The 11,828-nt window shown below is 60.3% G+C and carries 17 protein-coding genes; 7 read left to right on the top strand and 10 right to left on the bottom strand.

Annotated features, from left to right (window positions below):
* The first annotated feature begins 106 nt into the window (after positions 1–106).
* Positions 107–550, top strand: coding sequence for a GNAT family N-acetyltransferase (locus AC0IYS_RS05825; RefSeq protein WP_471704283.1), 444 nt, complete (start codon positions 107–109; stop codon positions 548–550).
* Here AC0IYS_RS05825 and AC0IYS_RS05820 read toward each other — a convergent pair.
* Together AC0IYS_RS05820 and AC0IYS_RS05815 are read right to left on the bottom strand one after the other, a co-directional pair.
* Complete coding sequence (locus AC0IYS_RS05820) at positions 516–992, bottom strand: GNAT family N-acetyltransferase (RefSeq protein ID WP_471704282.1); 477 nt, start codon at positions 990–992, stop codon at positions 516–518. The two genes, AC0IYS_RS05825 and AC0IYS_RS05820, sit on opposite strands and share 35 nt — an antisense overlap.
* 131 nt (positions 993–1,123) lie before the next feature.
* Positions 1,124–1,738, bottom strand: coding sequence for an energy transducer TonB (locus AC0IYS_RS05815; protein ID WP_471704281.1), 615 nt, complete (start codon positions 1,736–1,738; stop codon positions 1,124–1,126).
* Positions 1,739–2,031: 293 nt separating this feature from the next.
* Here AC0IYS_RS05815 and AC0IYS_RS05810 point away from each other — a divergent pair, with 293 nt between their 5' ends.
* The 4 genes from AC0IYS_RS05810 (at position 2,032) to AC0IYS_RS05795 (ending at position 4,952) form a co-directional block, all read left to right on the top strand.
* Positions 2,032–2,523, top strand: a complete 492-nt coding sequence (locus AC0IYS_RS05810) for an Hcp family type VI secretion system effector (protein WP_471704280.1) — start codon at positions 2,032–2,034, stop codon at positions 2,521–2,523.
* Positions 2,524–2,531: 8 nt separating this feature from the next.
* On the top strand, positions 2,532–2,996 hold the full coding sequence (locus AC0IYS_RS05805) for a hypothetical protein (RefSeq protein ID WP_471704279.1): 465 nt from the start codon (positions 2,532–2,534) through the stop codon (positions 2,994–2,996).
* 26 nt (positions 2,997–3,022) lie between these two features.
* Entirely contained in the window at positions 3,023–3,403 is a 381-nt protein-coding gene (locus AC0IYS_RS05800; RefSeq protein ID WP_471704278.1) for a hypothetical protein, read from the top strand.
* Between the two features lie 211 nt (positions 3,404–3,614).
* Positions 3,615–4,952 carry a hemolysin family protein gene (locus AC0IYS_RS05795; protein ID WP_471704277.1) on the top strand — a complete coding sequence of 446 codons (1,338 nt, stop codon included), beginning with the start codon at positions 3,615–3,617 and terminating at the stop codon, positions 4,950–4,952.
* Here the strand turns inward: AC0IYS_RS05795 and AC0IYS_RS05790 are convergent.
* Positions 4,949–5,536 (bottom strand): hypothetical protein, encoded by a 588-nt coding sequence (locus AC0IYS_RS05790; protein ID WP_471704276.1) that lies wholly within the window; start codon positions 5,534–5,536, stop codon positions 4,949–4,951. The genes AC0IYS_RS05795 and AC0IYS_RS05790 overlap by 4 nt on opposite strands.
* Before the next feature lie 11 nt (positions 5,537–5,547).
* Positions 5,548–5,760 carry a hypothetical protein gene (locus AC0IYS_RS05785; protein ID WP_471704275.1) on the bottom strand — a complete coding sequence of 71 codons (213 nt, stop codon included), beginning with the start codon at positions 5,758–5,760 and terminating at the stop codon, positions 5,548–5,550.
* 209 nt (positions 5,761–5,969) lie between these two features.
* Between AC0IYS_RS05785 and AC0IYS_RS05780 the strand changes: the two genes are divergently transcribed.
* Positions 5,970–6,368, top strand: coding sequence for a GFA family protein (locus AC0IYS_RS05780; protein WP_471704274.1), 399 nt, complete (start codon positions 5,970–5,972; stop codon positions 6,366–6,368).
* 24 nt (positions 6,369–6,392) lie between these two features.
* Here the strand turns inward: AC0IYS_RS05780 and AC0IYS_RS05775 are convergent, their stop codons facing one another.
* From AC0IYS_RS05775 to AC0IYS_RS05750, 6 genes are read right to left on the bottom strand one after another with little or no spacing between them, the layout of a single operon-like run.
* The gene (locus tag AC0IYS_RS05775; protein WP_471704273.1) at positions 6,393–7,448 is read right to left on the bottom strand and encodes an AI-2E family transporter; all 1,056 of its coding nucleotides are present in this window, start codon (positions 7,446–7,448) and stop codon (positions 6,393–6,395) included.
* Entirely contained in the window at positions 7,445–8,035 is a 591-nt protein-coding gene (locus AC0IYS_RS05770; protein ID WP_471704272.1) for an SCO family protein, read from the bottom strand. The genes AC0IYS_RS05775 and AC0IYS_RS05770 overlap by 4 nt, the downstream gene beginning before the upstream one ends.
* Positions 8,032–8,925: a heme o synthase gene (cyoE, locus tag AC0IYS_RS05765; protein WP_471704271.1), complete on the bottom strand. Its 894-nt coding sequence runs from the start codon at positions 8,923–8,925 to the stop codon at positions 8,032–8,034. The genes AC0IYS_RS05770 and cyoE overlap by 4 nt, the downstream gene beginning before the upstream one ends.
* A gap of 9 nt (positions 8,926–8,934) precedes the next feature.
* Positions 8,935–10,098: a COX15/CtaA family protein gene (locus tag AC0IYS_RS05760; RefSeq protein ID WP_471704270.1), complete on the bottom strand. Its 1,164-nt coding sequence runs from the start codon at positions 10,096–10,098 to the stop codon at positions 8,935–8,937.
* 5 nt (positions 10,099–10,103) lie between these two features.
* The gene (locus tag AC0IYS_RS05755; protein ID WP_471708802.1) at positions 10,104–10,682 is read right to left on the bottom strand and encodes an SCO family protein; all 579 of its coding nucleotides are present in this window, start codon (positions 10,680–10,682) and stop codon (positions 10,104–10,106) included.
* Positions 10,683–10,710: 28 nt separating this feature from the next.
* A complete protein-coding gene (locus AC0IYS_RS05750) occupies positions 10,711–11,445 on the bottom strand; it encodes an SURF1 family protein (RefSeq protein ID WP_471704269.1) in 735 nt (244 codons plus the stop codon).
* 39 nt (positions 11,446–11,484) lie between these two features.
* Between AC0IYS_RS05750 and AC0IYS_RS05745 the strand changes: the two genes are divergently transcribed.
* Complete coding sequence (locus tag AC0IYS_RS05745) at positions 11,485–11,688, top strand: twin transmembrane helix small protein (RefSeq protein WP_090316716.1); 204 nt, start codon at positions 11,485–11,487, stop codon at positions 11,686–11,688.
* Positions 11,689–11,828: the final 140 nt, after the last annotated feature.

The raw sequence follows: 11,828 nt of genomic DNA, 5'->3' as shown, positions 1-11,828 counted from the left end.
GAGCGCGCAAGTCGCCGGCGCGCTGTTAGAGCGCATGCTGGATGTGGAGTGGCACAGGGGAAAATTCTATTTAAGCGGCGCCCAGGGAACGTGATACGATTTTCGAATGATAAATATCAGACAAGCCACCCTCCTCGACATTCCAGCGATGTCGACCATTCGTTTAAGCGTCAAGGAAAACATACTGTCCGATCCGAGCCGGGTAACCGGGCAGATGTATCGGGACTATCTGGAACTGCTGGGGCGCGGCTGGGTCGCGGAAGTGGACGGCGCCGTGGTCGGCTTTTCCTACGCCGACAAGACCGACGCATCGATCTGGGCTTTGTTTGTCTCGCAGGACCACGAAGGCAGGGGAATCGCCAAGCGCTTGCTGCAGGAAGCCGTCGATTGGCTGTTCGCGCTCGGCCACGACAGCGTCCATTTGAGCACGTCGAAAGACACGCGGGCCGACAGATTCTATACAGGCCAGGGATGGACCCGAAGCGTGTTGAACGATCGCGATGCGGGGTTCCGTCTTACACGCACGGCGACGACATTTTCACGTAGCTAATGTCAGTGCCGTTGTAGTGTCGATTCTCCATGCCGGTAACGGTGAATCCGCTTCGCTCATAAAATTGTCGCGCGTTTAAATTTGACTCCGCCACATGCAGCGACAGTCCTCCAGGCGCTCGTGCCAGGGCCGCGTTCAGCAGTGCGTGGCCGACACCTCGTCCGCGCGCCTCGCTGTGCACGAATAACGCCCGCAATTGCCCGTCGAACATGGCGGCGAACCCCATCACTCCGCCATGTTCGCAAACGATGACCTCGGACTCGCGAAACGCCGCCAGGATGACGGCGTCGTCTTCAAGCGGAACGATGTCAACCACCTTGCCTTCGTTCGCCAGCTCGTCACGCTTGGCATCGATGTAAATTCGGCAGATATCGGCAAGATCCTCTTGGTTAAACTGTCTGACACGATTCGCCATCGGCACGCCCGCGGCAGGATCAGACATGTTTTTCACGGCCGGAGGGCCTCGAGCATTTTTGCCGCCTGTGGCGCCACGATATCGCCCCCGTCCTCATAGTCATGGTCGTATCGTTTCATTTTTCAGGTTAAGGGAAGAAAGCCTGGCCGGATTGAGCACTAGTTTTTCAGCAGCAGTTTGCCGTAGGTGGTATCCGTCCGTTTCCCTTTGGCGTCCGGGTCTACGGCGAAGCGGCAGCTTTGAACAAATTCCGCAGCGGCATTCAGCACTTCCGGCGACAGCCCGGTTGCCTCCGCCTTCACGTTCCAAGGCGTTCCATCAGGTTTCACTAACATGCGCAGCAGGATGCCGTTGGCATCGCTGGGCGATTTGTCCAGACTTTTAAACGTCTGGAACTGTTCGGATGCTGGACAGCTCCCCTCCACCATCGACGGGTGCAGCATCGATTCGCCGTTCAACCGCCACACAAATTGCGTCGGCTTGGCGGGAGCTTCCGCCTCCGGCTTCGGGAACACGCAACGGGACAGTCCGATCAAGGAGGCCTTATCCAGAATACGCCAGCCAGAACTTTTCTCGACCTTCGCCGACACGGGCTTGCCATCCGGTCCCACGACAAAACTCAACGTGGTCGTGCCTTCGAGCTCATAGCGACGCGCTTCCTGCGGCCACTCTGGTTTGGCGCAGCTAGCCGTTGGTGCGGCGTCACTTCGCACCGACACCAGCAGCAGCGCCGCCGTAAAAAGCACCTGTTGCCATTTTCCTGTGATGCGCATGCCGTCTCCGATTTATTAATTTATCTGAACCTGCGATAAGAATAGCATCTTGCTCAACTGGAAAGTACGCGGACTCTCACAGATCGGGACGGGATGTGTATCGGGCGTTGATTACAAGATCTAAATCGCCGGTTGCCCAAACACTCTCCAGCCCTCCCTGCCATATATATGACCCAGCCCAACCACTTCGACAAAATTTTCTCTAGCCGGCACTAAGATTGATTATGCACAACGCGTTTCTTGGCTATGGACGTAACACTGCCCTGACGTTCCCTCAACCAGTTGGAGAAATCATGGCAATCGATGTATATCTGCAAATTGACGGCATCAAGGGCGAATCGGCGGACTCCACCCACACTGGCTGGATCGAAATCACGTCCGCACAATGGGGCGTGCGGCAGCCAAAAAGCGCGACAGCATCAACGGGGGGAGGACATACAGCGGAGCGATGCGAGCATGAGAGTATCTCCATCACCAAACTGGCAGATATGTCCTCGCCGATTCTGATGCAGACCTGTTCAGCAGGCAGGACGATTCCAAAGGCGCGGCTCGAATTCATGCGTGCCGACGGACAGGGTGAGCGCGTCAAATATTACGAGGTCGAGCTAGAGAACGTATTGATTGGCAACATCAGCCAAGTGGTGCACGAAGGCAACATCCTACACGACTCGATTGGTCTGAAGTTCTCCAAAGTAAAGTGGAAATACTGCCACCAAAAAATCGGCGGCGGCGCCGGTGGAAATACTTCCGGCGGCTGGGATCTCTCCACCAACCGAATCGCTTAGGAGGGGCTATGCTTGAAGTCCAGCCAAAGGATTCACGCGGTTACTTTATGCTTCCGCAAGCGCCTGAAGGAGCCGGATACTATGTGTACGGAACGCCGGGAAACGGCGCGAGCCAGTACGCAAGTTCGCGCTTGCTTAACATTATTCTGGCCGTGGAACGGGAGTGGCAATTGTTCGATGCACGGAAATTTGGAATCGGAAACATCAGTTTAGCCGGGGGGATTACACACCCGGATCACAGCTCTCACGTGAAAGGACTCGAGGTGGACGTGCGTCCGGTAAGGAAGGACGGACTTCATGAATCGGTCCGCTACTATGATTCTCAGTATGACCGTGACGCGACTGCCAGACTAATCAGCATTTTCCGCTCGCAAGCGCCGGGACACATGAATATTTTTTTCAACGACAACAAGATACCCGGAGTGCGACACCGCGAAAAGCACGACAACCACTTCCACTTCGAAATTAATTAATCGGCATACCATCCCGAGGCAAAAAAATGAGAAAACTCTCCCTGCTTATCATGTTGGCGGCGTCATTGTTTTCGCTAGCTTACGCTGCCAGGCAGCCCTGGGATGGCTCCTACAAGTCGTTTAAAGGCAGCTACCTTGTTTACTCGGGCGACTTGGGAGAACAGCAGCCTCCAACACGTGCGGATCGCAAAGCAGCCTTTATGGTGCAAGGCGAGGTTGCGAAGGACCTGTTCGAATCCATAGCCCCCGACCTGAGGGATGCCTGCGGTACCCTGTCGGGCCTGCGTGTGCGTCAAAAAGGCCACGTGGACTGCACTTATGACAAGGATCGCCCCGCCTCGCCGTACACCTGTCACTTTGGAATAGACCTGCGTACAGGGAAAAGTACAACTGGATCAATCTGCTAGCTTGGAAAAACACCCTGCAATAACTACAGGCATCTTGTCGCCATCGCCTGTCGCGGCGCCGTACGGTCCGATGCATATGATGATTGGACCGTCCACTCGTAACGGCAGAGAAATGGCCCGATTTTCGATTGATGAACGGCAATTTGCGCCCCATCTCCTCGCAGTCGTTTAAGATGCATGTTTTAACTACGTCGCCCGCCGCCCGGCCCCTATGCAAAACGTTATGCTTGTCGTGCTCGCCCTGTTCCTGGTCGCGCTCAATGGATTCTTTGTGGCGGCCGAATTCGGCATCGTCACGCTGCGCAAGACGCGCGTTCGCGCCATCGCCAAGACCCAGGGACTACGCGGTCGCATCCTCGGCAAAGTGCACGGCCAGCTTGACGCCTACCTGTCGGCCTGCCAACTCGGCATCACCCTGGCCTCGCTCGGTCTGGGCTGGGTCGGCGAACCGGCCTTCGCCAGCCTGCTCGAACCGTTCCTGGCAGCCATCGGCATCGACTCACCCAAACTCATCCACAGCATCGCCTTCGTGTTCGCCTTCGGCGTCATCTCCTTCCTGCACATCGTCGTCGGCGAGCTGGCGCCGAAATCGCTCGCGATCCGCATGCCGGAGGCGATCGGCCTGTGGTGCGCGCCGCTGCTGTACGCTTTCTATTGGGCCATGTATCCGTTCATCTGGGTGCTCAACGGCAGCGCCAATCTGGTGCTGCGGCTGGCGGGCCTGGCCGGTAAGGGCGGTCACGAAAGCCACTATTCGGTCGAGGAACTGAAGATGATCCTGCGCACCAGCCAGCCTGGTGAGAAGTACAACAAGGACGAACGCAACATCCTGGCCCATTCGCTCGATTTCAGCGATCTGGCCGTGTCGGACCTGATGCGCCCGATCAACGAGGTGATCAGCCTGCACGCGGGCCGCTCGCTGGCCGACAACCTGCAGACCATGCTGCGCAACCGCTTCAGCCGCTATCCGTACTACGACAAGGACGGCGAGACCGTGCTGGGCGTGGTGCACCTGAAGGATTTGTTCTTCGCCCAGCAATCGGGCAAGCCGATCACCGACCTGATGCCGTTCCTGCGGCCGGTGGAGACGATTTCGGCGCGCACGCCGGCGCTGGAGCAGTTCCGCCGCTTCCGCGACGGCGCCCCGCACTTCGCGCTGATCGGCGAAAAGGGCAAGCGCCCGCTGGGCTTCATCACGCTCGATAACCTGCTCGGCGCCATGGTCGGCGAGATCCACGACGAGTTCCGCCTCAACGAGAACGACTGGCTCAAGCAGCCTGACGGCACCTTGATCGGCAAGGCCAGCCTGCCGATCTTCTCGCTCGAACGCACCCTGGGCATCGATATCGAGAACGAGGAATTGGGCATGGACGAGGTGGAATCGGTCGGCGGCCTGATCATGCTGAAGCTGGGCGACATTCCGAAGCAGGGACAGCGCATCAGCTTCCGCCACTTCGATATCGTCGCGAAGAAAATGAACGGCCCGCGCATCCTGCTGGTGAAGGTCATTCCGAAGGACGACACCGAGGACAACGCCGATCTGGATTAAGGATCGGGTGGGCTTGGCGGAGTGACCGGGCTGGGGTATGCAGGATCGGTTACTGTTGGACTCTGACTGGCAGACGTATCACTCACGCCCGCCCTCCTCTCAGCGCCCTGCTGAAGCTCCGCGCTGAACCGGTATCCAAGCAAAAGCGCGCCGAGCACGAAAATCGACACTAGATTGACGATCAGATTGCCCGAAACGTCGCGCACCCAACCAATAATAGTTCGTTTTTCGCGCAGGGTTCCGCTGATTGCCGCCAGTTTCTCCTGAAGGTCCACATTGCCGGATTCGATTCTCCGGTACAGCACACCCTTGCGAGTGGTGGCCTCAATACTTTCAACAAGCTCTTCGACACCCGCACTGATGAAAAATCTCATCAGAGTCTCGCCACGGGCCCTATATACGGCGATGGATGTATCCAACGAAGCGATGACATGAAAGCTGTCCAGTTCTTCCCTCGTAAGTTCGCGCCCACCAAAGGACTTACAGAACTCAATCTTTTGCTGTTTGTAGATGATGTATGCGAACACCCCGATCGCGTCGCTCGGGTCCGCAGTCAATCGCTGATATACGGAACTGTAGGTCACGGCCGCTAACCCTATTTTTCAGAATCAGCCGTCATCAGAGCGGTGCGGAATGCCTCGTTCAGCTTTTCGCGGGAAATTCCAATCTCACGCAGCACTTTCGCGGCTACCGGCGAGGCAGGAACGCGGGGCAAATCAGCCGATGCGAGAGGCGCAGTGGAATAGCGCGCGATCCGAGCATTAATCGCCGCCACGTCGGCATGGGAAAATATAGGTTTCGCGCTCATATTGTCCACCTCGTTAGAACAATTAAACCGCCATCGAACGTCTGCGAACAAAAATTATATACCCACGATATCGAGTACACAGTTCAAACCAGGCGCGCGCGCATTGAGGTAAAACAAACCGGCTCTGGTAGCAATCGGCACGCCGCAGGACATTGTCAGTGACACGATCCACTGTTAATCTTGAAGGCATTGAATCTGCCGGAGAACTCGTGAAAACCTACCGTGGAAGCTGCCATTGCGGTGCCGTGCGCTTTGAAGCGGACATCGATCTAAGCCAGGGAACCTTGCGCTGCAATTGCTCGATCTGCACCAAGGTGCGGTTCTGGCCGGCCATCATCGAGACAGCAGCGTTTCGGCTTCTCTCCGGCGAAGCCGACCTCACCACTTATCAATTCCTGACCAAGCGGGACAAGCATTTGTTTTGCCGCCATTGCGGCGTGCGCTCGTTTGGCATCGGCAGCTCGCCGCGCTGGGGCGAGTTTTATGCCGTCAATGTGACCTGCCTCGACGATGTCATGCCCGAAGAGCTGATCAACGCGCCGATCACCTATCTGGACGGCCGCAACGACAACTGGGAGACCCCGCCGGACGAAGTGCGGCACCTGTAGCCACGGCGCGAAAAACCGGCCGAATCAAACCGGCTGGCCGGTCCAGTTCTTCAGCAAGCCCAGTCCCACCGCCAGCAACGTCGGCCCGATGAACAGGCCGACAAAACCGAACGCCAGCACCCCGCCCATCACGCCCAGCAGCACCAGCACGAACGGCAGGCTGCTGCCCCGGCTGATCAGCAACGGCTTGACGACGTTATCCACCCCGCTGATCAGGAACACGCCCCACACCAGCATGAACACGCCCCACGCCACGCTGCCCTCGTTGAACAGCCACAACGCCGCGCCGCCCCAGATCAGCGGCGGCCCCACAGGTATCAACGAGAACAGGAAGGTCGCCACCGACAGCAGCGCCACGGCCGGCACGCCGGCGATCAGGAAGCCGATCGCCGCCACCACCGACTGCGCCAGCGCCGTGCCCAGCAGCCCGTACATGACGCCGCGCACCGTGCGGCTGACGGTGTCGGACACCGACAGGCTCTGCTCGGCGCCGATCAATTTGTTCATCGCGTTCGACAGCGTGACGATGATGTTCTGGCCATCCCGGTATAGGAAGAAGCTCACGAATACGGCCAGGCTGACCTGCGCCACGCCGCTGCCCAGCACCATGCCGCCGCCCAGCAGGAAGTGGCGCGCCGGCTCCAGCATGCCCTTGGCGGTGTTGACGAGCTCGTCGCGGCTGCCCAGCAGCTTGCGCAGATATGTGTCGATGATGTCGCCGACGATGGGGATATCCTTGAGCCATGCCGGCGGCGACAAGGCGCCCGTGTCGAGGTCGCCCTTGAAGTGGTCGTAGAATTCGGAGGCGTTGTCGGCGATGTTCCAGGTGACCAGCGTCAGCGGCACGACGATCAGCAACGTCAGGCCGACGCTCATGATGATGGCGGCCAGCCAGCGCCGCCCGTTCACGCGGTCAAGCAGGCGCAGGTACAGCGGCCAGCTGGAGATGGCGATGGCGCAAGCGAACAGGATCGCGGCCAGGAACGGTCGCAGCACGAACAGGCAGCCGATCACCAGCAGGATGATGGCGGCGAGCCGGGTGAAAGGCTGGAAGCGCTGGCCCACGCCGTCCCCGCTCATTGCAGCAGTTGTTTGATGTCGTGCACGATCGGCGCCGGCCCCTGGTTATGGCGCACCAGCAGGCGCACTTTGCCATTGCGGTCGAAGATGTAGCTGGCGGCGGTATGGTCGATCGAATAGCTGCCCGGCGTCTTGCCCTCCACCTTGGCGTAGAACACCTTGAATTCCTTGGCGGTGGCGGCGGTCTGCTCTGGCGTGCCGTACAAACCGACGAAGCGCTTGTCGAACGCCGGCACGTACTGCGACAACAACTCCTTGGTATCGCGCTCGGGGTCGACGGTGACGAACAGCACCTGCACCTGCCCGGCCTGCGGGCCCAGTTCCTTCATCACGGCCGACATCTCCGCCATCGTGGTCGGGCACACGTCCGGGCACTGGGTGAAGCCGAAGAACATCACCACCACCTTGCCTTTGTAGTCGGCCAGGGTGCGCGGCTTGCCGGTGTGGTCGGTCAGCGCGAAGTCGCGCGCGAAGGTGGCGCCGGTGATATCGACGTTTTTGAACGTCGGCGCCGGCGCGGTTTTCTCGCCGCAGCCGGCCAACATCAAGGAAACGGCCAGCAGGCCCAGGGCGAGGATTTTCTTCATAGTTTGATGTAGTGGTCCACCAGCAGCGCCGCGAACAGCAGCGACAAATAAATGATCGACCAGGTGAAGGCCTTGCGGGCTACCTGATCGGTGTAGTGACGGTAGATTTTCCACGCGTGGTGCAGGAACACGGCGTTGAGGATGACGGCCGAGACGAGATAAATCAGCCCGCTCATGTGCACTGCGAACGGCAGCAAGGTGGTGGCGGCCAGCGCGATCGAATACAGCCAGACGTGGAACTGCGTGAACTGCATGCCGTGCGTGACCGGCAGCATCGGCAGGCCGGATTTGGCGTAGTCGTCGCGGCGGTACAGCGCCAGCGCCCAGAAATGCGGCGGCGTCCAGACGAAGATGATCAGCACCAGCAGCCACGCTTCCATCGGCACCTCGTTGGCGATGGCGGCCCAGCCCAGCGCAGGCGGCATGGCGCCCGACAGCCCGCCGATGACGATGTTCTGCGGCGTGGAAGGCTTCAGGATCATCGTGTAGATGATGGCGTAGCCGATGAAGGTGACAAAGGTCAGCCACATCGTCAGCGGATTGACCATGGTGTAAAGAATCCACATGCCGGCGCCGCCAATGATGGTAGCAAACACCACCGTCTGCATGACCGTGATATCGCCCAGCGCCATCGGACGGCGCGCGGTGCGGGCCATGCGGGCGTCGATCTCGCGCTCGGCCAGGCAGTTGACGGCGAAGGCGGCGCCCGTCAGCAGCCAGATGCCGATGGTGGCGGCCACCACCACGCGCCAGTCCGGCAGCCCCTCGGTGGCGAGGAACATGCCGATGACGGCGCAGAACACCGCCATCTGGGTGACGCGCGGCTTGGTCAGCGCCCAATATTGCGAGGCGCGGCTGGGTGGTTTGGAAATGGCGGTGTGAGTGGTCATCAGGTGTGCTTATCGTTGCCGGACCGGCAAGATCTGCGAGAAAGCCGAGCCTGAAGCTGCTTTTTTGGCAAGATCGTACTGGTACTTAGCCTTGTAGTTTAACATGGTAAGCAGCAGGACCAGCATGGCCGCCCCGGCGTTGTGCAGCACGGCGATGGTCAGCGGGAAGCTCAGGTAAATGGTGGCAACGCCGCTGGCGATCTGCACCGCCAGCATGACGGCGATGCCGCGCGCCACCTTGTGCAGCGCCGGGTGGTCCCACGCGCGCCAGGCCGTGTAGCCGGCCACCAGCGCCACCAGGAAGCCCATGTTTCGGTGCACCCAGTGGATCGCCGTCAGCGCCGAGAATGGCAAATAATGGCCGGCGGCGGTCTTGCCCAGCTCGCGCCACAGGGTGAAGCCGTGCTCGAAGTCCATCTCCGGCACCAGCTTGCCGCCGCACAGCGGGAAATCGGTGCAGGCCAGGGTCGCGTAGTTGGTGCTGACCCAGCCGCCCAGCGCGATCTGCACCAGCAGGATCAGCGCCGAAGCGCCCGCCAGCAGGCGGATGTTGCGCATCGCCGGCGGCGAGGCCGTCACCGTACGCACCGGCGCGATCAGCTGGTTCTGGCGGCCGCCGTACCACACCAGCAGCGCCAGCAATCCCATGCCCAGCAGCAGGTGGATGGTGACGATCACCGGTTGCAGCTTCAGGGTGACGGTCCAGGCGCCGAACGCGCCCTGCAGGCAGACGAAGAAAAACAGGAAGGTCGGCATCGCCGGCGCGTACTCGATGCGGGTGCGCTGGGACTTGATCCAGCGGTACCACGCCTGCGACATCATCGCCACGATCAGCACGCCGATCGCCATCGCCAGGTAGCGGTGGATCATCTCGATCCAGGCCTTGACCACGGTCACCGGGCCGGTCGGGCGCAAGGTTTCCTCGGCAACGATCTGGGCGTGCGCCAGGAAGGGATTGGCGGCGCCATAGCAGCCCGGCCAGTCCGGGCAGCCCAGGCCGGAATCGGTCAGGCGGGTGAAGGCGCCAAACACGATCAGGTCGAACGTCAGGAACACGCTGACCCACACCAGCTTGCGGTACTTGCTGGCGTCGGACGAGGTGTAGACCAGCGACAGCGGCAGCAGCGCGACCAGCAACGCCGTGACCGCCATTTGGATCAGGGTCATGTGCATGATGGCTATCCGATCGCCGAAGCTTTAAGCAGTTTGTACAGGTCCTTGTGAACCTTGCGCACTTTTTCGGTGTCGCTGGAGACGGCGCCTTTCGGGAAGCGCATCATCAGGTTGCCCAGCGGATCGATCAGGTAGACGTGGTCGGCGACCTTGTCGGCCGGTGCGGACTTGTCCAGCGGCAGCCACTTGTCGACCACGGCCGCCGGCGCGCGCAGCATGCGGGTGCCGTCGTTGACGCGCATCAGCACCGTATCGAGCGGTTCGCTGTCGGTGATCATCCACACGCGCTCGATGCGCTCCATCTCCTTGCCTTGCATGGTGCGCAGCTGGCGCATCGCGAACAGCTGGTCCTGGCATTCCTGCAGGCACTCGGACGGGCCGACCTTGAGCATGATCCACTTGCCCTTGTAGTTGTCCAGGGTGGCCGGCTTGCCGTCCAGGGTGGTGCTGGCCATCGGCGGAATCGGATGCAGGCGCGGATCGATCAGGGTGCCGTAGTTGGTCACGCCGCCCTTGGGCTTGACCACGTAATACATAAAATACGAAGCGATCAGCGGCGCGGCGCACACGGCCAGCACGGCCATCAGCTTCCAGCGGCCACGGGAGGTTTGATTATTTGGCGGGTTTTGCACGTCTGAATCCGTTCACAACAAAGAAGACAACGGCCATCGCCGCCAGCGCGTACCACTGGAAGGCGTAGCCCTGATGTTTTTCGACGCTCATCGCCGGCAGCGCCCAATCGCGCGCCATGCCGGTATCGTCGCCGCCCGGCTTGGCCGGCGCCGTCTGCTGCAGCACGAACGGCTGCATCGTCAGCCCGCTCTGCTCGGCCACGTGCAACGGATCGGCGTTCTGCACGATCGCGTTCGGCGCCAGCGGCGGCGCCGTACCCAGCTGCATCACACGGCCCGGATTCAAGCGCGCCACGCCTTCGAGTGTCACCTCGCCCGTCGGCGTGATGTAGGCCGGCAGTTTGTCGTGCTGCGCCGAATCGCGCGGCAGCCAGCCGCGCTGGACCAGCACATGCATGCCCGATCCGGCGATCTTAAACGGCATCAGCACGTAAAAGCCGGATCGTCCCTGATAGGGCCGATTATCCAGATACAGCGGCCAGTCGGCGACGAACCGGCCGGTCGCGGTCACGCGGCGGAATTCGACGGCGCCGGCGTCGAGCGGCTTACCGTCGAGCAGCAGCGGCCCGGCGAGGTTACCTTGAGCAAGTTTATCCTGTGCGGAGATTTTTTGCGCGGCGCGGCGTTCCTGCCAGTTGCCCAGCTGAATGCCGAGCGTCACCAGCAGCACGGTCGCCACGAAAGGGATCAATTTAAAGCGGAAGCTAATAGGCATTACAATGGAGCCTCAATCATTTCACCGCCCGGTCCTGTCATGAAAATTGCTGTCGCCATCGCGTTCATCCTGATACTGGGCAGCCTGGGATCGGCCTTGTTTTTCCTGATGCGCGACAAGGGCAAAAGCAACAACACCGTCAACGCGCTCGCGCTGCGGGTCGGGCTATCGATCGCCCTGTTCCTGCTGATCCTGCTCTTCTACAAGCTCGGCTACATCCACCCCACCGGCATCCGCACCTAACTCCGGGGTCAGGTCCACCATTTCTACACGAACCCAACCTTGGGGCGGCATTTTCACGACTTACAGTCCAGACCGTGTAGAAAAAGTGGACCTGACCCCGGAGTTGCAGTTAAAAAAATAGCCGCAGCGGGCGTTCCCGT

It is taken from the genome of Duganella sp. AC237 (assembly GCF_979254035.1).
The sequence above is the reverse complement of the archived record's forward strand: the minus strand, read 5'-3'. Positions and strand labels throughout refer to the sequence as shown.

Coding starts and splice junctions, on each gene's coding strand:
- AC0IYS_RS05815 (WP_471704281.1), bottom strand. CDS start 1,738: ATGCGCATCACAGGAAAATGGCAACAGGTGCTTTTTACGGCGGCGCTG.
- AC0IYS_RS05760 (WP_471704270.1), bottom strand. CDS start 10,098: ATGCACATGACCCTGATCCAAATGGCGGTCACGGCGTTGCTGGTCGCG.
- AC0IYS_RS05770 (WP_471704272.1), bottom strand. CDS start 8,035: ATGAAGAAAATCCTCGCCCTGGGCCTGCTGGCCGTTTCCTTGATGTTG.
- AC0IYS_RS05785 (WP_471704275.1), bottom strand. CDS start 5,760: ATGAGCGCGAAACCTATATTTTCCCATGCCGACGTGGCGGCGATTAAT.
- AC0IYS_RS05775 (WP_471704273.1), bottom strand. CDS start 7,448: ATGAGCGGGGACGGCGTGGGCCAGCGCTTCCAGCCTTTCACCCGGCTC.
- AC0IYS_RS05805 (WP_471704279.1), top strand. CDS start 2,532: ATGCTTGAAGTCCAGCCAAAGGATTCACGCGGTTACTTTATGCTTCCG.
- AC0IYS_RS05795 (WP_471704277.1), top strand. CDS start 3,615: ATGCAAAACGTTATGCTTGTCGTGCTCGCCCTGTTCCTGGTCGCGCTC.
- AC0IYS_RS05820 (WP_471704282.1), bottom strand. CDS start 992: ATGTCTGATCCTGCCGCGGGCGTGCCGATGGCGAATCGTGTCAGACAG.
- AC0IYS_RS05810 (WP_471704280.1), top strand. CDS start 2,032: ATGGCAATCGATGTATATCTGCAAATTGACGGCATCAAGGGCGAATCG.
- AC0IYS_RS05825 (WP_471704283.1), top strand. CDS start 107: ATGATAAATATCAGACAAGCCACCCTCCTCGACATTCCAGCGATGTCG.
- cyoE (WP_471704271.1), bottom strand. CDS start 8,925: ATGACCACTCACACCGCCATTTCCAAACCACCCAGCCGCGCCTCGCAA.
- AC0IYS_RS05745 (WP_090316716.1), top strand. CDS start 11,485: ATGAAAATTGCTGTCGCCATCGCGTTCATCCTGATACTGGGCAGCCTG.
- AC0IYS_RS05800 (WP_471704278.1), top strand. CDS start 3,023: ATGAGAAAACTCTCCCTGCTTATCATGTTGGCGGCGTCATTGTTTTCG.
- AC0IYS_RS05755 (WP_471708802.1), bottom strand. CDS start 10,682: ATGGCCGTGCTGGCCGTGTGCGCCGCGCCGCTGATCGCTTCGTATTTT.
- AC0IYS_RS05750 (WP_471704269.1), bottom strand. CDS start 11,445: ATGCCTATTAGCTTCCGCTTTAAATTGATCCCTTTCGTGGCGACCGTG.